This window comes from Bradyrhizobium sp. CCBAU 11357 (assembly GCF_028128865.1).
In the GTDB taxonomy this organism is placed as follows: Bacteria; Pseudomonadota; Alphaproteobacteria; order Rhizobiales; family Xanthobacteraceae; genus Bradyrhizobium.
On record NZ_LBJW01000102.1, the window covers coordinates 102,127 to 122,462 of the forward strand.

Sequence of the window (20,336 nt, forward strand, 5' to 3'; positions counted from 1 at the left end):
GGCTAGAGTTCCATCAGTTCGAAAGTCGTAAACGACGAGCGAAAGCTTCGAGCGCAAGCGCGACGCTGCGCGCCAATAATGATTTCTCAGCGAGGAGACACCTGAATGTTCGGCCGTAAGTCCCACAGTGATGCACAGGCGCGGCTCGATGCCATCGGTCGTTCGCAGGCGATGATCGAATTCAAACTTGATGGGACGATCATCACGGCGAACAAGAATTTTCTCGACGCGCTCGGCTATCGGCTCGAGGAGATCCAGGGCAAGCATCACTCGATGTTCGTGCCGGCCGACCAGCGCGACAGCGCCGAGTACAAGGCGTTCTGGGCCGCATTGAATCGTGGCGAGTATCAAGCGCGCGAGTTCAAGCGAATCGCGAAGGACGGCCACGAGGTCTGGATCGAAGCATCCTACAATCCGGTGCTCGACGGCGACGGCAAGGCGGTGATGGTCGCCAAGATCGCGACCGACATCACCGAGAAGAAGATCCGGAGCATGACGGAGGCCTCGAAGATCGCCGCCAGCAGCCGTGCCCAGGCCGTCATCGAGTTCAAGCTCGACGGCACCATCGTCACCGCCAACGAGAATTTCTGCAAGGCGCTCGGCTATTCGCTCACCGAGATCCAGGGCAAGCATCACAGCTTGTTCGTGGCCGAGGCTGACCGCAACGGCGCTGCCTATCGCGAATTCTGGGCCAAGCTCAACCGCGGCGAATTCCAGGCCGGCGAGTTCAAGCGTATCGGCAAGGGCGGCCGCGAGGTCTGGATCCTCGCTTCCTACAATCCGCTGCTCGACGAGAGCGGCAAGCCGTATGGAGTCGTCAAGTTCGCAACTGACGTCACTGCCGAGAAGCTGAAGACCGCCGATATCGCGGGTCAGATCGCGGCGATTGACAAGGCGTAGGCCGTGATCGAGTTCAACATGGACGGCACGGTCATCACGGCCAATGTCAACTTCCTGGGCGCACTCGGCTATTCGCTGGCCGAGATCAAGGGCAAGCATCACAGCATGTTCGTCGAGCCCAGTGAGCGCGACGGCGCCGCCTATCGGGAATTCTGGGCTGCGCTTGGTCGCGGTCAATACCAAGCGGGGGAATACAAGCGCATCGGCAAGGGCGGCAAGGACGTCTACATCCAAGCCTCCTACAACCCGATCTTCGATCTCAACGGCAAGCCGGTCAAGGTCGTGAAATATGCCACCGACACCACCAAGCAGGTGCTGGTCCGCATGGGTAACGAGCGCGTTCGCGGCATGATGGAATCGGTCGCCGCCGGCTCGGAGGAGCTCAACGCTTCGGTTCGGGAGATCTCTGAGGCCATGACCAAGTCGCGCGAGACCGCGATGAGCGCCGTGGACCAGGTCGCCGCGGCCGATGCCCAGGCCCAGCGCCTCACCGAAGCCGCGCAGGCGATGAGCGGCATCGTCGAGATGATCAACAGCATCACCGGCCAGATCAATCTGCTCGCGCTGAATGCCACGATCGAATCCGCCCGCGCCGGTGAAGCCGGCCGCGGCTTTGCCGTGGTGGCGTCCGAAGTGAAGAGCCTTGCCAACCAGGCCAAGCAGGCCACTGACAAGATCGGCCAGGAAATCGGCAGCCTCAACGGCATCTCGGGTGACGTCGTTAGCGCACTCGGCTCGATCAAGCAGGCGATCAACAACGTCAGCGAATACGTCACCTCGACCGCAGCGGCCGTCGAGGAGCAGAGCACGGTGACCAACGAGATGTCGACCAGCATGCAGCGCGCCGCCGCGGAAGCCGCGGCGATCGCGGCGCGGGCGTAGGCGGGCGTTTGGTTTTGTAGGGTGGGCAAAGGCGCGCCCTTCGCGCGCCGTGCCCACCATATCTCAGTTGTTACGCGTGGGCACGCTGCGCTTTGCCCACCCTACCGCACCATCACTGCTTCGGCAGCTTGGCCTTCAACGCATACAGCGCATCCAGCGCCTCGCGCGGCGACATCTCGTCGGGGTGCAGCGCCTTCACCGCCTCCATCAGCAGCTCCGCCTCGCTCGGCGGCGCGGCTTCACTGGCGGCGCGTGAGGGGACCGCGAACAGCGGCAGGTCGTCCACCAGCGCGCGCGCGGTCTGGCCGCGGTCCTGCGCCTCCAGCTTGGAGAGCACGGATTTGGCGCGCGTGATCACCGCCGGCGGCAGGCCGGCGAGTTTCGCCACCTGGATGCCGTAGGAGCGGTCGGCCGAGCCCGGCAGCACCTCGTGCAGGAACACGACATTGCCCTGCCATTCCTTCACCCGCACGGTCGCGTTGAACATGCGCGGCAGTTTTGCCGCGAGCGCGGTCAGCTCGTGATAATGCGTCGCGAACAGGGTGCGGCAGCGGTTGCTCTCGTGCAGATGCTCGATCGCGGCCCAGGCGATCGAGAGGCCGTCGAAGGTCGCGGTGCCGCGGCCGATCTCGTCGAGGATGACGAGCGAGCGCTCGCCGGCCTGGTTCAGGATCGCCGCGGTCTCGACCATCTCCACCATGAAGGTGGAGCGGCCGCGGGCGAGATCGTCGGCGGCGCCGACGCGCGAGAACAGGCGGTCGACGATGCCGATCCGCGCGCGCGTCGCCGGCACGAAGCTGCCGATCTGGGCCATCAAGGCAATCAGCGCGTTCTGGCGCAGGAAGGTCGATTTACCCGCCATGTTGGGACCGGTGAGCAGCCAGAGCTGGCCTGCCCCCACCCTACCCTCCCCCGCTTGCGGGGGAGGGTAGGGTGGGGGTACCGGCGACAGGTCGCAGGCATTGGCGATGAACGGCTCGCCGTTGCGCTTGAGCGCCTGCTCGACCACGGGATGGCGGCCGGCCTCGATCGCAAAGCTGAGCGAGCCGTCGACCTCGGGCCGCACATAGTTCTCGTCGACGGCGAGCTTGGCCAGCGACGTCGCGACGTCGAGCAGCGCGAAGCCTTGCGCCGCGGCGCGCAGATCGTCGCTGATCGCGAGCGCCTTGCCACAGAGCCGCTCGAAGATCTCGAGCTCGAGGCCGAGCGCACGGTCGCCGGCATTGGCGATCTTGGCCTCGATCTCGCCGAGCTCGGCGGTGGTGAAGCGCACCTGTCCCGCCAGCGTCTGGCGATGGATGAAGGTCGCGTTCAGCGGCGGCGACATCAGCTTGTCGCCGTGCTGGGCGGTGACCTCGACGAAATAGCCGAGCACGTTGTTGTGCCGGATCTTGAGGCCCTTCACGCCGGTGTCGTCGGCGTAGCGCGCCTGCATCGAGGCGACCACGAGGCGCGAGGCGTCGCGCAGGTTTCGCGCTTCGTCCAGCGCGGGCTCGTAGCCCTGGCGCACGAAGCCGCCGTCGCGCTTGATCAGCGGCAGCTGCTCGTCGAGCGCGCTGGCGAACTCGGCAGCAAGCTCGCGCGACGGCCGCTGCAGCGCCGCCATCACTGCCGCGATTTCCTGCGGCGGTTGATCCAGCTCGGAGAGCCGCGTCAACACCTGGTCGGCGGCGATGATGCCGTCGCGGATGCCGGCGAGGTCGCGCGGCCCGCCGCGGCCGACCGAGAGCCGAGCCAGAGCGCGCGACATGTCGGGCGCGCCGCGCAAGATGCTGCGGATGTCCTCGCGCGCAGCGGAATCGGCCACGAAGGCGCTGACCGCATCTAACCGCCGCGCGATCGCCGGCGCATCGGTCATGGGCGCGGCCAGGCGCTGCGCCAGCAGGCGCGAGCCCGCCGAGGTCACGGTGCAGTCGATGGCGTCGAGCAGCGAGCCGCGGCGTTCGCCGGCGAGCGTCCGCGTCAGCTCGAGATTGGCGCGCGTGGCCGGGTCGATCGCCATGGTCGCGCCCGAGGCCTCGCGCGCGGGCGGCGACAGCGGCGGATGCTTGCCGACCTGGGTGCGGTCGACATAGGTGACGGCAGCGGCCGCGGCGGTGGCTTCCAGGCGCGTCAGCTGCGCCAGCCCGTCCATGGTCGCGACGGCAAAGTAGTCGCACAGGCGCTTCTCGGCAGTGGCGCCGTCGAAGACGTCGCGGGTCAGCGGCGTCACCGCCGGCAGTTCGCGCAAGGTCTGGCCGAGCTCGTTGTCACTATAGAGCGCGTCGGTGACGATCGCCTCGTTCGGGTTGATGCGCGCCAGCGTCGCGGCGAGCTCGCCGCCCGAGACCTCGGTCACCATGAATTCGGCGGTCGAGATGTCGATCCAGGCAAGGCCGAAGCGGTCGCCGCCGGCGGAGGAGCGGGCGCGCGCGATCGCCAGCAGGTAATTGTTGGCACGCGCATCGAGCAGCGTGTCCTCGGTCAGCGTTCCCGGCGTGACCAGCCGCACCACGCCGCGGCGCATCACGCTCTTGTTGCCGCGCGCTTTCGCCGCCGCGGGATCCTCGGTCTGCTCGCAGACCGCGACCCGATGCCCGGCGCTGATGAGGCGATGCAGATAATCCTCGGCGCGCTCGACCGGCACGCCGCACATCGGGATATCCGCGCCCTGGTGCTTGCCGCGCTTGGTCAAGACGATGCCGAGCGTCCGCGAGGCGATCTCGGCGTCCTCGAAGAACAATTCGTAGAAGTCGCCCATCCGGTAGAACAGCAGCAAGCCCTGATGCGCTGCTTTGATCTCCAGATACTGCTCCATCATCGGCGTGACGCGCGCGGTAGCCTCGGCCTGCGGCGCGGGCGCTTCCTCGGGCGGCGGAACGGGTATCGGTTGTTGCATGGTCATGGGCGGCGCAACCTACAAAATTTCGGCACCTGCTCCTATCGCTTTGGCTGGGAAGCGGAGGTTTTCCACGTTGTCCGCAGTGGGAGCGAGATGGCGTCACATTCTCGGCCGTCATTCCGGGATGCGCCGCCAGGCGCAGGCCCGGAATCCATCGGGCCACGCGTCACGCGGACAAATGGATTCCGGGCTCGCGCCAAGTGGCGCGCCCCGGAATGACGTCTGCCCCGCGAAACCGTCAATTGACCTGCCGCAGGCGCCCTCCTAAAACTCCGCCGACATTGAAGAATTTGGCCGGATCGCGGCATTCAGGGAGAACAACGATGCGTGACGTCTTTATCTGTGATGCCGTGCGGACCCCGATCGGCCGTTTCGGCGGCTCGCTCGCCAAGGTGCGCGCCGACGATCTCGCCGCCGCCCCGATCAAGGCGCTGATGGCAAAACACCCCAAGCTCGACTGGGCGCAGGTGGATGAAGTGTTCTTCGGCTGCGCCAACCAGGCCGGCGAGGACAATCGCAACGTCGCGCGCATGGCGCTGTTGCTCGCAGGCCTGCCGGATTCGGTTCCCGGCCAGACCCTGAACCGGCTCTGCGCCTCCGGCCTCGATGCGGTCGGCGCCGCGGGCCGCGCCATCCGTTCCGGCGAGATCGAGCTTGCGATTGCTGGCGGCGTCGAGTCGATGACGCGCGCGCCCTTCGTGATGGGCAAGGCGCAGGAGGCTTTCTCGCGCTCGGCCGAGATCTTCGACACCACCATCGGCTGGCGCTTCATCAATCCGCTGCTGAAGGCGCAGTACGGCGTCGATGCGATGCCCGAGACCGGCGAGAACGTGGCCGAAGAGTTCCAGGTCTCGCGCGCCGACCAGGACGCCTTCGCCATCCGCTCGCAGCAGCGTGCAGGCGCCGCGATCGCAGCCGGTTATTTCGCGGAAGAAATCACACCCATCACGATTCCTGGCGGCAAGGCCGGTCCTGTTACGGTCGACAAGGACGAGCATCCGCGTCCCGAGACCACGCTGGAAGGTCTGGCCAAGCTGAAGCCGATCGTGCGCAATCCGGGCACCGTCACGGCCGGCAATGCCTCAGGCGTCAATGACGGCGCCGCCGCCATGATCCTGGCCTCGGAAGCCGCGGTGAAGAAGCACGGCCTCACGCCGCGAGCGCGCATCCTCGGGCTCGCCTCGGCCGGCGTGCCGCCGCGGATCATGGGCATCGGCCCGGTGCCGGCGACCCGCAAGCTGATGGAACGCCTCGGCAAGAAGATCAGCGATTTCGACCTGATCGAGCTGAACGAAGCTTTCGCCTCGCAGGGCATCGCCTGCATGCGCCAGCTCGGCGTCGCCGATGACGCCGATTTCGTCAATCCGCATGGCGGCGCCATCGCGCTCGGCCATCCGCTCGGCATGAGCGGTGCCCGTCTCGCGCTCACCGCCGTGCACGGCATGGAGAAGCGCGGCGGCAAGCTGGCGCTCGCCACCATGTGCGTCGGCGTCGGCCAGGGTGTCGCGGTTGCGATTGAAAAGCTGAATTGACGAGACGCGTCGCGTCTCGTCATCCCGGGGCAGCCCGAAAGGGCTGAACCCGGGATCTCGAGATTCTCAGGTGCGCAATTGCGCACCAGAGTTCGATGCTTCGCATCGCCCCGGAATGACCGCGTTTGTTGTCGCTTCAAGGGACCGTCCCATGATCATCGAGCGCGAGAAGGACGTCACGGCCGCGGCACTGGCGGTGATGGAGCGGACATCCGATCCGCGGCTGCGCGAGATCATGGTCTCCCTGGTCAAGCATTTGCACGCCTTCGTGCGCGACGTTCGCCTGACCGAGAAGGAGTTCCGCGATGCCACGGCGATCGTGGCCGAGCTCGGCAAGCTGACCACCGACACGCACAACGAAGTCGTGCTGATGGCGGGGTCGCTCGGCGTCTCCTCGCTGGTGTGCCTGCTCAACAACGGCGATCAGGGCAATACGGAGACCGATCAATCATTGCTCGGGCCGTTCTGGCGGTTGAATTCGCCCCGGGTCGAGAATGGCGGATCGATCGTGCGCTCGGAAACGCCGGGGGCCACGCTGTTCGTCAGCGGCCGCGTCGTCGACAGGGACGGCCAGGCCGTCGCGGGTGCCGAGATCGATGTCTGGCACGCCTCGCCGGTCGGCCTCTACGAGAACCAGGACCCCGAGCAGGCCGACATGAACCTGCGCGGCAAGTTCACGTCCGATTCCGACGGGCGCTTTTCCTTCCGCTCGGTGATGATGGTCGGCTATCCCATTCCGACCGATGGTGTCGTCGGCCGCCTGCTCGAGGCGCAGGGCCGCCACCCCTATCGTCCCGCACATCTGCACGCCCTGATCTTCAAGCCGGGATTCAAGGTGCTGATCTCGCAGGTGTATGATCCGAGCGACCCTCATATCGACAGCGACGTGCAGTTCGGCGTGACACAGGCTCTGATCGGCAAGTTCGTGCGCCACGATACGCCGCATCCGACCGCGAAGGACGCCTCCGTGCCCTGGTATTCGCTCGACCATACCTACCGGCTCGAGGCCGGAGAGGCCGTGCTTCCGCGTGCGCCGATCAGGTAGGAGCGGCCGGCTGCCATGCGCGGGAACGCCGCTAAACCGGCTTTCCCAAATTAGTTATATCCTATAATGATTGGCGGAGCGTTGACCGGCCGGATCTAAAATGGCCGGGGAGGAGTTCGCCAATGACATTCATCTATCCGACCGGCAGCAACGCGGCGCATCCGCTGCCGCTGTCGCCCGACTACAAGAGCTCGATCAAGCGCGCGCCGCAAAAGCCCTTGATCCCGATGCCGCATACGCTGTCGGAGCTGACCGGTCCGGTCTACGGCCACGAGACCGTGCGCGAGGGCGACAACGATCTCACCCGCCAGCACGCGGGCGAGCCGCTCGGCGAGCGCATCATCGTGCACGGCCATGTCCGGGACGAGGACGGCCGCGGCGTGCCGAACTCGCTTGTCGAGATCTGGCAGGCCAATTCCTGCGGCCGCTATGTCCACGTCCGCGATCAGCATCCGGCGCCGCTGGATCCGAATTTCACCGGCGCGGGGCGCATCGTGAGCGATGCGTCCGGCTATTATCGCTTCGTCACCATCAAGCCCGGCGCCTACCCCTGGGGCAATCACCACAATGCCTGGCGTCCCGCGCATATCCATCTCTCGGTGTTCGGTCACTCCTTCGTCACGCGGCTGGTGACGCAGATGTACTTTCCGGCCGATCCGCTGTTTCCGTTCGATCCGATCTTCAACTCGGTGCCGGACGAGAAGGCGCGGGCGCGGATGGTCTCCTCGTTCGACTTGGAGAATACCCAGCCCGAATGGGCGTTGTGCTACCGCTTTGACATCGTGCTGCGCGGCAAGAACGCCACGCCCATGGAGAACCACTAACGTGCAGGATTCTGTGAAGCCCGACGGGATCACCCCATCCCAGACCGTCGGTCCGTTCTTCAAATACGGACTGACGCCGACCGGCGAGTACGCGTGGAACGACGCATTCACCAACTCGACGCTGACACCCGATGTCACCGGCGATCGCGTTCGCATCGAGGGCCGTGTCTTCGACGGTGATGGCGTTGCCGTGCCGGATTGCATGCTGGAGATCTGGCAGGCGGATGCGCAGGGCCGCTTCGCCGATCCCCAGGACAAGCGCGCGCTGCCGAATGCGAGCTTCCGCGGCTTTGCCCGCTGCGGCACCGACAAGGACGGCAACTATTCGTTCGAGACCATCAAGCCCGGTGTCGTGCCCGATCCCGCCGGCAAGCCGCAGGCGCCGCACATCCTGCTTGCGGTGTTTGGCCGCGGCATGCTCAGGCATCTCTACACCCGCATCTATTTCAGCGACGAGGCCGGCAACGCCGCCGATCCCGTGCTGGCGCTGGTGCCGGGGGACCGCCGGGCCACGCTCACTGCGATCCGCGAGGCCGGCAAGCCGGTCTACCGGCTCGACCTGCACCTGCAGGGCGACAACGAGACGGTGTTCTTCGACGTATGACGGCAGGGCGTGCCGGGGAAGATTGCTCTCCCGGCACGCACATCTCATTCAGCGCATCGATCGAACTCAAACGTTGTTTTTGCGCGTTTGTGCGTCAGCCTCGCTGACTCAATACCGATGAGTTGACGTCAATTCCCGTATGGCGGGGCTCGCGAAATACAATTCCCGCGCGAATCAATCCCGTATTTACCGTAGTCGTCTAGGGTGGTGGCAGTTTCGACGCTGACCTGGATTGTTTCATGAAATTTCGTCTGTCCTTGTCCTCTGCGATCGTCGCGTTCGGCGTCGTTCTCGCCGTTGGTTTTGCCGCCGTTGTTTCGACCAGCCTGTACGCCCTAAAAGAGCTCAAGGTCGGCGGTCCGCTCTATTCCGACATCAAGCTCGGCAACGACCTCATCGCCGACATCCTGCCGCCGCCCGAATATGTCATCGAAGCCTATCTCGAGGCGACGCTGGCCATGCGCGAGCCGGACCAGCTGGCCGCCCATGGCGAGCGCCTGGTCCAGCTCCGCAAGGATTACGACGAGCGCAAGGCGTTCTGGGTCTCCTCCAGCCTCTCGGCCGACCTCAAGACCGCGCTGGTGTCGAAGTCCGATGCGGAGGTGCAGAAGTTCTGGAAGGCGTCCGATCAGCTACTGCCGGCGCTCAAGGCCAAGGACACGGCGGCCTCCGAGCGCGCCTATGCGCAGCTCAAGGACGCCTATACCGCGCATCGCGCCGTCATCGACAGCATCGTCGACAGTGCCAACAAGCAGAATGCTGCCATGGAGAAGCTGGCCGCAGACCGCGACAGCGCAATGCTCTATATCCTCCTCGGCGTCTCCATTGCCGTCCTCGCCTTCGTTACCGCCGGCCTGCTGGGTGTTGCGCTCGGCGTGGTGCGCCCGATCGTGCGCATGACGGACACGATGCAGAAGCTCGCGACCGGCGATCTCGCCGCCGACATTCCGTTCACGCAGCGCCAGGATGAGGTCGGCTCGATGGCGGGCGCGCTTGTGGTGTTCAAGCAGGCGGCGGTCGAGAATTCCCGTCTGCGCGAGGAGCAATTGCGGCAGGAGCAGGCGGCGGCGCTCGCCAAGCGCTCGGCCCTGCACCAAATGGCGGAGACGGTCGAGCGCGAGACCGGCCGCTCGGTCGATACCGCGACGGCGGCGACGCAGGGCGTGGAGCAGGCCGCCTCTGGCCTGTCGGAGATCGCAAAGTCGCTGTCGGCGCAGTCGCAGGCGGTCGCGGCGGCCTCGACGCAGGCGCTCGGCAGCTCGCAAGCCGTCTCGGCTGCGGCCGAAGAATTGAGCGCCTCGATCCGCGAGATCGCGGGCCAGGTGGCGCGGACCAGCAGCGTCACCAAATCGGCGGTCGCCGGCCGCGAGCAGGCGCGTTCGACCATTCAGGCGCTGGCCGGATCGGTGAAGAAGATCGCGGAGGTCTCCGACCTCATCGGCGGCATTGCAGGCCAGACCAACCTGCTCGCGCTCAACGCCACGATCGAGGCGGCGCGTGCCGGCGAGGCCGGCCGCGGCTTCGCGGTGGTTGCCGCCGAGGTGAAGTCCCTGTCCGACCAGACCGCGAAGTCCACCGAGGAGATCGGGCGGCTGATTGCCGAGATCCAGGCCTCGACCCAGGCCGCGGTCGACGCCGTCGAGGCCATGGGAGGCCACATCATCGAGATCGACGGCGTGGCGACCTCGGTCGCTGCCGCGATGGAAGAGCAGGATGCTGCGACCCGGGAGATCACGCGGTCGATTTCCGAATCGGCCTCGGCGGCGAAGGAGGTCTCGGCCAAGATCGGCGACGTCAGCCGCGATGCCGCCTCCGTCAACGCGCGCGCCGCGGATGTGAGGCAGGCGATCGCCGGGATGGCGGCCAATCTCGAGCAGCTGCGTTCGGTCGTCGTGCGGACCGTGCGCGACTCGACCGCGGCAGCCTGACCCGGCGGCAGCCGCTGGTGCCCGGGCGGGTGATCGTGCAGTATGGCGCGGCACCGGGGGGCGCTGCATGACATCTTCACAACTGCCTGCGGTTTCTGAGCCCAGCTACCTGACAGCTGCGCTGCGCAAGGCGGGTGCGCTGGACGCCGGCGCCGTGCGCGAGGTCAAGGTGCTGGATGAACGCGACACCCTGGTGTCACATATCACCCGACTTGGCCTGCGCTATGTCGGGCAGTCCGCCGGTTCGCCGCAGACCCTGATTCTCAAAACGCCTCATGCCAATTTTGCCAAGACGCTCGCGCATGGCGGCCGGCACGAGGTGGCCTTCTACACGAAACTCGCACCGCACATGCCACCGGGGCTGGTGCCGCGTTGCTTCGACGGACGTTTCGACGAGGAGGGCCAGAGCTGGCATCTCCTGCTCGAGGATCTCACGGATAGTCACGAAGTGGCGACCCAGTGGCCGCTGCCGCCGGCGCGAGCTCAAGCAATGGCGATCGTCACGACACTCGCGGGGTGGCACGCGGTCTGGTGGGATCATCCCGATCTCGGTGAGACCGTCGGTGACTGGATGAGTGCCGAAGACTCCGCAAAACTTATGGAGACGTTCGCCGGTCACTACGATCGTTTCGCCGATCTCCTTGGCGATCGCCTGAGCGAGGAGCGGCGCATTCTCTACCGGCGGTTCATCGAGCAGTCAGATCGCCTGTTCGAGCGCTATCATTCTCGCCGCCACGTCACCATTGCTCACGGCGATGCCCATACCTGGAATTTCTTGCTGCCACGCACCGGTGTGAACGACAGCGTGCGCATTTTCGACTTCGATCAGTGGCGCATCAATGTGCCGACTGGCGACCTCGCTTACATGATGGCGACGCAATGGTATCCCGAGCGTCGCCAGGCTCTCGAACGTTCACTCCTCAACCAATACCACGAAACCCTGATCGCGCGCGGCGTCGCCGGCTATACGCGCGGCGCGCTCGACCAGGATTATCGACGGTCGGTGCTCTGGCACATCACCAAGCCGGTCTGGCAATGGAGCATCAACATCCCGCCACTGATCTGGTGGAACAATCTGGAGCGGGTGTTCGCGGCCGTAGATGATCTGGGCTGCGAGGAGTTGTTGTAGCGCCGCTGTGTCCCGGGCGCGGTGCAGCGTGTAACGCTGCGCCGCAGAACCGGGACCCAGGGTGCCACAAGCTTGACCCCGGCTCAGCAGCGCATCACTTGCGTGCTGCCATAGCGCGTCGAAGACGCGCGTAAACGCGCTGATGGCGTCCGGGGGCACGAGATGTCCCGCTACTCCATCACCGCATGCTCCGGCCCCGCCGCCTGCTTGCGCAGCGTGGCCTTGGTCGAGCCGATCAGCAGAGCGAGCGGGATGGTGCAGAGGACGAAGAGCATCACCAGCTGGTAGTCGTGTGCGAAGGCGATGATCTGCGCCTGCACGCTGACCATCCGATCGGCCATGGCGCGGCCGGCGTCGGTGGAGAGATTGATCAGGCCGCTGACGCCGGGCATCTGCAGCGCGTGGTTGAACGGGTTGACGTGCTCGGAGAGGATCGCATAGGTCCGCCGCGTGCCCTGCGTCAGCTCGGCGATGACCACGGAAATGCCGACCGAGCTCGCGACGTTGCGCATCAGGGTCAACATCGCGGTGCCGTCGGTGCGAAGCTCGTTCGACAACGTCAGGAACGCCACGGTCGAGAGCGGCACGAAGACAAGGCCAAAGCCAAAACCCTGGATGACGCTGACGGTGACGATCTCCGGCACCTGGGTCAGATCGGTCCAGCCGGTCATCTGGAACAGCGAGCCCGCGGTCAGCGTCAGGCCGGAGATGATCAGCGTGCGCGCCTCGAAGTAGCGCATCATGCGGCCGACCAGCATCATGGCGAAGAACGTGCCGATGCCGCGGCTCGCCAGCAAGAGGCCGGCGGTGACGATGGGATAGCCGATCACGTTCTGCATGTAGGGCGAGGCCAGCGCCATGGTCGAGAACAGCACGAGCCCCATCACGATCATGAACAGGCAGCCGGTGACGAAGTTGCGGTCCCGGAACAGGGCGAAGCGGATGAACGGGGTCGAGGCCGTGAAGGAATGCGCGAGGAAGAAGTAGAACGCGACGGCCGAGACGATGAACTCCGCGACGATCTCATTCGATTCCAGCCAGCCCAATTGCTCGCCGCGGTCGAGTGCGAGTTGCAGCGCGCCGATCGCCACCGCCAGCGCTGCGAAACCGAACCAGTCGAATTTGAGGCTGAGATTCTTCTCGGTCTCGTCCATGAAGACGATCAGCCCGAGCACGGTGATGGCGCCGAACGGCAGATTGACGAAGAAGACCCAGTGCCAGGAATAGGTCTCGGTCAGCCAGGCCCCGAGCGAGGGGCCCATGATCGGGCCCATCATGACGCCCATGCCCCAGATCGACATCGCCTTGGCGCGCTCCTGGAGCGTGTAATAGTCGAGCATGACCGATTGCGACAGCGGCACCAGGGCGGCGCCGAACACGCCTTGCAGCAGGCGGAACAGCACCATCTGGTTGATGTCCTGCGCGAGGCCGCACAGCACCGATGCCATGGTGAACCCGGCCGAGCAGATGATGAAGATGCGCTTGCGGCCGAAGCGGTTGGCGATCCAGCCCACCGGGGCCGTCATGATCGCGGCGGCGACGATGTAGGAGGTCAGCACCCAGTTGATCTGATCCTGCGAGGCCGACAGCGTGCCCTGCATGTAGGGCAAAGCGACGTTGGCGATGGTGGTGTCCAGCGCCTGCATGATGGTCGCGGTCATGGCGCAGATCGTCACCATGTTCCGGCGCAGGCCGGGGACCATCAGGCTGGCATTGGGGCCGGACATCGCGCCAGTCCTTGTCTTATTCTTTGTCTTGTTCTTTGTCTTGGCCCGCTGTCGCCGACAGGCCGAGCAGGTCGGCGAGCGAGCGCTGATGGCCGGTGTCGATGGTGGCGTAGACGCTCATGCCGGCTTTCAGCTTCCGCACATATTTGTCTGTCTCGTCGAAATAGATGCGAATCGGCACGCGCTGCACCACCTTGACGAAATTGCCGGTGGCATTTTGCGGCGGCAGGATTGCGAATTGCGCGCCGGTGCCGGGCGACAGCGAGCCGATCTTGCCCTTGAAGACATGGTTCGGGAACGCGTCGACCTCGAGCGTGACCGCCTGGCCTTCGGTGACATAGGTGAGGTCGCTTTCCTTCGGATTGGCGTCGACCCAGGGATGGGCGACGTCGATGATGGAGAACACCGGCGTGCCCGCGGCGACGTAACGGCCGAGCTGGATCTGCTCGACCTGCGTCGCCACGCCGCCCATCGGCGCGCGCAGTACGGTATGGTCGAGATTGCGCTGAGCGTCGTCGAGCTTGGCCTTGGCCTGCACATAGGGAGGAAACTGCTCGAGCGGCAGATCGGGGTTGCCGAGCAGTTGCGTCCTGGCGTTGGACAGCTGCTGCTTGACGAACTGCGTCTGTGCGCCGGCCGTCACCAGCGCATTGGCGGCGTTGTCGAGATCGAGCTGCGAGCCGAAATTGTTCTTCACCAGCGCCTGCTTGCGCTCGACGTCGCGCTGCTTCAGCTCGACGCCCTGCTGGGCGAGGCCCAGCATGTCGCCGTAGATCTTGATGTTGGCAACGAGGTTGTCGTACGTCGTGCGTGCCTGAGCGAGCTGTGCCTTGGCTTCATCCACCGCGAGGCGGAATGGAACCGGGTCGATCTCGAACAGCTCGTCGCCCTGCTTGACGACCTGACCTTCTCTCACGACGACCTTCAGGATCTTGCCGGAGATGTCGGGCGTCACCAGCACCTTCTGTGCGCCGACATAGGCATCATCGGTGCCGACATAGCGGCCCCCATGCAGATAGAAGGTGACGCCGCCGATGGCGACGATGACCGGCAGCACGACCAGGAGCAGGAAACGGCGATGGCGGCGCAGGCCCGCCAGCACGCGGCGGCGCGGATCGGTGCCGGCCTTCTTGGTCGGCTTGCCGCTGTCGCTCTTCTGCTCGGGCTGGAACTTGATGACCTGATCAGCCATAGCGCTGCTCCTTGCGTGCTTGCTCCGCGCCGGATGTCTGGATCGCGGTTCGCACGTTTTCCTTGATGGTTTCGAGCTGGGTGAGGAGGCGGTGTGCATCCGCCGGATTGATGCCGTCGAGCGCGTTTGCCGTCAGCTCCGACTTCAGGCCGCTCATGCGGCCGAGCAACTGCCGCCCGGCCTTCTTGAGGTACAGGCGCTTGACCCGGCGGTCCGACGCGTCGCTGCGGCGCTCGATCCAGTCATTGTCGCAGAGCTTGTCGATCAGGCGCGTCAGCGTGATCGGCTGCATCTCCATGAGCTCGGCGAGCTCCGACTGCTTCATGCCCTCGCTGCGCTCCACCTTGGCCAGCACCGCCCATTGCGCCCGGGTGATGCCGAAGCGCGACGCCTCCTTGTCGGCATAGACGCGCAAGAGGCGGTAGAGCTCACCGAGCGTGAACAGGAAATTCTGGTCGACCGACCCGCGGGACATGAGCTTCGTCTCCAATAAGCTTGGATATGATAAGCAAGCTTATGATTATTTCAGGGCAGGGTGGCGCGATGCTGTCCCGCGGGAGAAGCATGGCTGACAGCCGGGCGGCTCGTCGTGCTTTGGGTTCCCCCGCCAAAATGCTAGAAGACGGGTACATGAGCCTCGCAAAGCCGGCATTCCCCGCGCCTGACCATGATCACGGCCGCTGCACCGCGGACGCGCTCGCGCATGCCGAGGTGGTCTGCGAGCAGCGCGCGCAGAAATTCACGCCGATCCGCCGTCAGGTACTGGGTGCTTTGCTCGCCAGTCACCGCCCGCTCGGCGCCTACGAGATCATCGACGAGCTCGCCAAGTCCATGGCGCGGCCGGCGCCGATCACGGTCTATCGCGCGCTCGATTTCCTGATGGCCAACGGCCTCGTGCACCGCATCGAGAGCCGCAACGCCTACCTTGCCTGCGCCGCCCACGACCACGATTCGACCTCGGCGGTGGCGTTCCTGATCTGCGAGCGCTGCGGCCTGGTCGGCGAGATCTCCTCGGCGTCCTTCGCCAAGGACCTCAACGCCGCCGCGCGCAGCTCAGGCTTCGCACCAAAGCTGTCTGTGGTGGAGATCACGGGCGTCTGCACGCATTGTCAGAAAATGTCTTGAAGCAACAACGGCGCAAAGCCGGATTTTTGGGAAGAAATGTCCGCACCTCAAGCCATACCGTCCGCCGGCCGTCCCCTCAGTGCCGGCGCCATCGCCCTGATGCTCATGCTGTGCCTGACCTGGGGATTCAACCAGATCGCGGTGAAGCTGGTGCTGCCGGACATTCCGCCCATGCTCCAAGCCACCATCCGCTCGATGGGCGCGCTGCCGGTACTGTTCCTCATCGGCACCTTTCGTGGCGTCAATTTCTTCGAACGTGACGGCACCTGGAAGCCGGGCCTGATCGCCGGGCTGATGTTCGGTATCGAATTCGTGCTGATCTTCCAGGGGCTGCGTCTCACCTCCGCCTCGCGCGCGGTGGTGTTCCTCTACACGGCGCCGTTCTTCGTTGCGCTCGGCTCCTACCAGGTGCTCGGCGAGCGTCTCGGCGGCTCGCAATGGCTGGGCCTTGCCATCAGCTTTGCCGGCGTGGCGTTTGCCATCGGCGTGCCCCAGCCCAATGTCGATTCGCATGTTCTGCTCGGCGACCTCATGATCGTCGGCGGCGCCGCGCTGTGGGCCGCGACGACGCTGGTTGCCAAGGGCACGCGGCTGCGCTTCGCCGCGCCCGAGAAGGCGCTGGGCTATCAGGTCGCGACCTCGATCCCGATCCTGGGGCTGGCGGCCTGGCTGTTCGGCGAATCCATCACGCACACTCCGTCGCCGCTCTCGCTCGGCCTGATGGCGTTCCAGGCGATTTGGGTGGTGGGAACCACGTTCACGCTTTGGTTCGCGCTGGTGAAGGCCTATTCGGCCAGCAAATTGTCCGCTTTTACCTTCATCACCCCTTTGTTTGGCGTGGTGGGTAGCTATTTCATCATGCACGACACCCTCAGCCTGACATTCGGGGCCGCAGCGGTCCTTGTAATTGCTGGGCTTTTTCTGGTTAACCGTCCCAGCTCATCAGCTGCGGCGCCGCGTGATGCATTGCTGAACGTCACCAAAACCTGATATTTGGACCGCCATGAACAAGCTCGAAAACCCTCTCGATTCAGACATTGCGGGCCCGGCGCCCCGGCATCGGACCACCCAGGTCAAGGTCGGCAACGTGGCTGTGGGCGGCGGTGCGCCGATCGTCGTGCAGTCGATGACCAACACCGACACCGCCGATGTCGACGGCACCATCGCCCAGGTCGCCGCGCTCGCGCGCGCCGGCTCCGAAATGGTCCGCATCACCGTGGACCGCGAGGAGGCCGCGGCCGCCGTTCCGCACATCCGCGATGGCCTCGCCAAGCGCGGCATCACGACGCCTCTGATCGGCGATTTCCACTATATCGGTCACAAGCTGCTCGCCGCCTATCCGGCCTGCGCCGAGGCGCTGGCCAAATACCGCATCAATCCCGGCAACGTCGGCTTCAAGGACAAGCGCGACACCCAGTTCGCCGACATCATCGAGATCGCGAACAAGAACAACAAGCCGGTGCGCATCGGCGCCAATTGGGGCTCGCTCGACCAGGAGCTTTTGACCAAGCTGATGGACGAGAATGCGGCCTCGCCCAACCCGCGCGACGTGCGCGCGGTGACGCGCGAGGCCATGGTGCAGTCGGCGCTGCTCTCGGCTGCGCGCGCCGAAGAGCTCGGCATGCCCAAGGACCGCATCATCCTCTCCGCGAAGGTCTCGGCGGTGCAGGATCTGATCGCGGTCTACCAGGATCTTGCGGCGCGTTCGGACTATGCCATCCATCTCGGTCTCACCGAAGCCGGCATGGGCTCGAAGGGCATCGTGGCGTCCTCGGCCGCGCTCGGCATCCTGTTGCAGCAGGGCATCGGCGACACCATCCGCATCTCGCTGACGCCCGAGCCCGGCGGCGACCGCACCCGCGAGGTGCAGGTTGGCCAGGAGCTCTTGCAGACCATGGGCTTCCGCACCTTCGTGCCGCTGGTTGCAGCCTGCCCCGGCTGCGGCCGCACCACCTCGACCACGTTCCAGGAGCTGGCCCGTTCGATCCAGGATTTCATCCGCGACGAGATGCCGACCTGGAAGACGAAATACCCTGGTGTCGAGGAGCTCAACGTCGCCGTGATGGGCTGCATCGTCAACGGCCCCGGCGAATCCAAGCACGCCAATATCGGCATCTCGCTGCCGGGCACCGGCGAAGCGCCGGCCGCGCCCGTCTTCGTCGACGGCAAGAAGTTCCGCACGCTGCGCGGCCCGACCATTTCCGCCGACTTCAAGGCGCTGGTGATCGACTACATCGACCAGCGCTACGGCCAGGGCACCAAGGTGCCGGCGCCCGCGGCGGAGTAATTTTACTCCGCTGGCGCCGCATACTCGCTGTCGTCCCCGCCTAGTGCGCAATTGCGCACGGGGGCGGGGACCCATAACCACAGGGAGTGGTTATGGCGCGAGCTAGTTGGTACGAATTTTCGCCAAGCCAAATCCTGTGGTTTTGGGTCCCTGGGCTCGCGCTCCGCGCGCCCCCGGAACGACGGCTGCATTTGCGGTGCAGATTGCGTATCTGTCACCGCGCGTTACGATGTCTTCAATCAACAATGATCGGGAGACACGCCATGAGCTCACTCGCCGGCAAGCAGGGGCCGCGCTATCGCCACACCGCTGAGGACGGCGCGCCCTACGAGACCATCGCCGTCGAAAAGCTCACTCCCATCATCGGCGCGGAAATCTCCGGCGTCGATATCGGCAAGCTCGTCTCGGACGATGCCCGTTCCAATCAACAGATGGACGAGATCCATCGTGCGCTCGCCGAAAACCTCGTCATCTTCTTCCGCGACCAGCACATCACGCCGCAGCAGCATCTCGCCTTCGGCCGCAAGTTCGGCGAGCTGCATTTTCATCCCGCAGCTCCGCACGAGGACGAAGACCCCGCCTTGATGAAGATCTATGCGGACAAGAACTCGCCGCGGGCGAACGGCGAGGGCTGGCACTCCGACGTCTCCTGCGATCTCGAGCCGCCGATGGGCTCGATCCTCTACATCAAGCAATGCCCGCCGCGCGGCGGCGACACGCTGTTCGCCAACATGTACGCGGCCTATGAGGCGCTGTCGGAGCGCATGAAGGCCTATCTCGACGGCTTGACGGCGCTGCATGACGGCGAGCCGATCTATCGCGGGCTCTATGCCAATTATGGCGTCGCCGATCGTCCCTCCTATCCCCATGCCGAGCATCCCGTCGTGCGCACGCATCCGGTCACCGGCAGGAAAGCGCTTTACGTCAATCGCGGCTTCACCCGCCACATCAACGGCGTCCCGCGCGACGAGAGCGATGCGATGCTGGCCTATCTCTACCAGCACGCCGAAAACCCGCTGTTCCAGTGCCGCTTCCGCTGGACCGAGAACGCCATCGCCTTCTGGGACAACCGCTGCACCCAGCACCGCGCGATGTGGGACTACTGGCCGCACACACGCTCCGGCACGCGGGTGACGGTGAAAGGGGAGCGGCCGGTTTAGGAACGGTGCCGTAGGGTGGGCAAAGCGAAGCGTGCCCACCATCTCGGCCGCACGCAACACGATGGTGGGCACGGCGCGCGAAGAGCGCGCCTTTGCCCACCCTACGAAGCCGTTCTCGCGTTGACGTCTTTCCACTCCCGCGCCAATCTTCCCGAAAACAAATCGTGGGCTCGTTGATCGCCCGCGGATCACGGCAGCGGAGCAGCGCTTGGGGCAATTGCGGAGCATCATCGCCGGGCTGGTCGCGTCGATCCTGCTGTCGTCGCTCGCCCTTGTCGATGCCGGCGACGCCGCGGCCGCGCGAAAGATTGCAAGACCCAGGCCGAAGCCGTCGTCCGCACCAGCCAAATGTGAGACGCCCAAATTCCGCATCGTCGTGGACGTCGGCCACACGCCGGACTCCTACGGTGCGTTGAGCGCCCGCAATGATCCAGAGTTCGGCTTCAACTTCCGCCTTGCACGGCTCATCGCGGCCAAGCTCAGATCCGAGGGCTTTGCCGCAACCCGCCTGCTCGTCACGGATGGCAAGGCACGGCCGAGTCTGTTCAAGCGCGTCGGTGCTGCGAACGAAGGCCGCACCGATCTGTTCCTGTCAGTCCATCATGATTCGGTGCCGGACAAGCTGCTCGAGACCTGGGAGTTCGACGGCGCAACGAGCTATTTCAGCGATCGGTTTTCGGGCCACTCGTTGTTCGTGTCGCAGCAGAATCCGCACTTTGCCACCAGCCTGATGCTAGCCCGCATGATCGGCAAGCAGCTGAAGGAGCAGGGCCTGCACTATGCCAGCCAATACAGCCTGCCGGTGATGGGCCGGTACCGGCGCCAGCTGCTCGACAAGGATGTCGGCGTCTATCGCTATGACGGGCTCGTCGTGCTGTCGCGCACGCGCAGCGCCGCCGTACTGCTCGAGGCCGGCTCGATCATCAATCGCGACGAGGAAATGGAGATGAATTCGCCGGAGCGGCAGGAGGCCGTCGCGGGCGCCGTTGCCGCTGCGATGAGGGAGTTTTGCGAGAGACGGTAGTTGGCCCCGGTGCTTCAGCCCGTCATTGCGAGCGCAGCGAAGCAATCCAGAATCTCTCAGCGGCGGCAGTCTGGATTGCTTCGCTGCGCTCGCAAT

At 65.2% G+C, this 20,336-nt stretch carries 15 protein-coding genes and 1 pseudogene; 12 read left to right on the forward strand and 4 right to left on the reverse strand.

The window, feature by feature from the left end; genetic code table 11:
• Positions 1 to 105 precede the first annotated feature (105 nt).
• Positions 106 to 1,782 (forward strand): annotated as a pseudogene (locus XI05_RS20275) (methyl-accepting chemotaxis protein).
• Between the two features lie 112 nt (positions 1,783 to 1,894).
• On the opposite strand, the gene mutS reads toward XI05_RS20275, so the two are convergent.
• Positions 1,895 to 4,666, reverse strand: a complete 2,772-nt coding sequence (mutS, locus tag XI05_RS20280) for a DNA mismatch repair protein MutS (RefSeq protein ID WP_271505048.1) — start codon at positions 4,664 to 4,666, stop codon at positions 1,895 to 1,897.
• Between the two features lie 320 nt (positions 4,667 to 4,986).
• On the opposite strand from mutS, the gene pcaF reads away from it, so the two are divergent.
• The 6 genes from pcaF to XI05_RS20310 all read left to right on the forward strand — a co-directional run bounded on the left by pcaF (position 4,987) and on the right by XI05_RS20310 (position 11,725).
• The gene (pcaF, locus tag XI05_RS20285) at positions 4,987 to 6,195 is read left to right on the forward strand and encodes a 3-oxoadipyl-CoA thiolase (RefSeq protein ID WP_212255815.1); all 1,209 of its coding nucleotides are present in this window, start codon (positions 4,987 to 4,989) and stop codon (positions 6,193 to 6,195) included.
• A gap of 151 nt (positions 6,196 to 6,346) precedes the next feature.
• Positions 6,347 to 7,240, forward strand: a complete 894-nt coding sequence (locus XI05_RS20290) for a dioxygenase family protein (RefSeq protein ID WP_271505050.1) — start codon at positions 6,347 to 6,349, stop codon at positions 7,238 to 7,240.
• A 122-nt stretch (positions 7,241 to 7,362) separates the two neighbouring features.
• A complete protein-coding gene (pcaH, locus tag XI05_RS20295; protein ID WP_271505052.1) occupies positions 7,363 to 8,064 on the forward strand; it encodes a protocatechuate 3,4-dioxygenase subunit beta in 702 nt (233 codons plus the stop codon).
• A gap of 1 nt (position 8,065) precedes the next feature.
• Complete coding sequence (pcaG, locus tag XI05_RS20300) at positions 8,066 to 8,668, forward strand: protocatechuate 3,4-dioxygenase subunit alpha (protein ID WP_271505053.1); 603 nt, start codon at positions 8,066 to 8,068, stop codon at positions 8,666 to 8,668.
• 239 nt (positions 8,669 to 8,907) lie between these two features.
• Positions 8,908 to 10,596 (forward strand): methyl-accepting chemotaxis protein, encoded by a 1,689-nt coding sequence (locus tag XI05_RS20305; protein WP_271505055.1) that lies wholly within the window; start codon positions 8,908 to 8,910, stop codon positions 10,594 to 10,596.
• A 67-nt stretch (positions 10,597 to 10,663) separates the two neighbouring features.
• Entirely contained in the window at positions 10,664 to 11,725 is a 1,062-nt protein-coding gene (locus tag XI05_RS20310) for a phosphotransferase (RefSeq protein WP_271505057.1), read from the forward strand.
• 170 nt (positions 11,726 to 11,895) lie between these two features.
• On the opposite strand, the gene XI05_RS20315 is transcribed toward XI05_RS20310, so the two are convergent.
• From XI05_RS20315 to XI05_RS20325, 3 genes are read right to left on the reverse strand one after another with little or no spacing between them, the layout of a single operon-like run.
• Positions 11,896 to 13,452 (reverse strand): MDR family MFS transporter, encoded by a 1,557-nt coding sequence (locus XI05_RS20315; protein WP_271505059.1) that lies wholly within the window; start codon positions 13,450 to 13,452, stop codon positions 11,896 to 11,898.
• 16 nt (positions 13,453 to 13,468) lie between these two features.
• Positions 13,469 to 14,644, reverse strand: coding sequence for an HlyD family secretion protein (locus XI05_RS20320; protein WP_271505061.1), 1,176 nt, complete (start codon positions 14,642 to 14,644; stop codon positions 13,469 to 13,471).
• Positions 14,637 to 15,119 (reverse strand): MarR family winged helix-turn-helix transcriptional regulator, encoded by a 483-nt coding sequence (locus tag XI05_RS20325; protein ID WP_172788903.1) that lies wholly within the window; start codon positions 15,117 to 15,119, stop codon positions 14,637 to 14,639. Before XI05_RS20325 ends, XI05_RS20320 begins: the two co-directional genes overlap by 8 nt.
• 155 nt (positions 15,120 to 15,274) lie before the next feature.
• Here XI05_RS20325 and XI05_RS20330 point away from each other — a divergent pair, with 155 nt between their 5' ends.
• From XI05_RS20330 to XI05_RS20350, 5 genes are all read left to right on the forward strand, one after another.
• Positions 15,275 to 15,769 carry a Fur family transcriptional regulator gene (locus XI05_RS20330; RefSeq protein WP_172788902.1) on the forward strand — a complete coding sequence of 165 codons (495 nt, stop codon included), beginning with the start codon at positions 15,275 to 15,277 and terminating at the stop codon, positions 15,767 to 15,769.
• A gap of 36 nt (positions 15,770 to 15,805) precedes the next feature.
• Positions 15,806 to 16,759, forward strand: a complete 954-nt coding sequence (locus XI05_RS20335; RefSeq protein ID WP_172788901.1) for a DMT family transporter — start codon at positions 15,806 to 15,808, stop codon at positions 16,757 to 16,759.
• Positions 16,760 to 16,772: 13 nt separating this feature from the next.
• A complete protein-coding gene (gene ispG, locus XI05_RS20340) occupies positions 16,773 to 18,056 on the forward strand; it encodes a flavodoxin-dependent (E)-4-hydroxy-3-methylbut-2-enyl-diphosphate synthase (RefSeq protein ID WP_271505063.1) in 1,284 nt (427 codons plus the stop codon).
• 263 nt (positions 18,057 to 18,319) lie between these two features.
• Complete coding sequence (locus XI05_RS20345) at positions 18,320 to 19,216, forward strand: TauD/TfdA dioxygenase family protein (protein ID WP_271505065.1); 897 nt, start codon at positions 18,320 to 18,322, stop codon at positions 19,214 to 19,216.
• 208 nt (positions 19,217 to 19,424) lie between these two features.
• The gene (locus XI05_RS20350; protein ID WP_271505069.1) at positions 19,425 to 20,240 is read left to right on the forward strand and encodes an N-acetylmuramoyl-L-alanine amidase; all 816 of its coding nucleotides are present in this window, start codon (positions 19,425 to 19,427) and stop codon (positions 20,238 to 20,240) included.
• Positions 20,241 to 20,336: the final 96 nt, after the last annotated feature.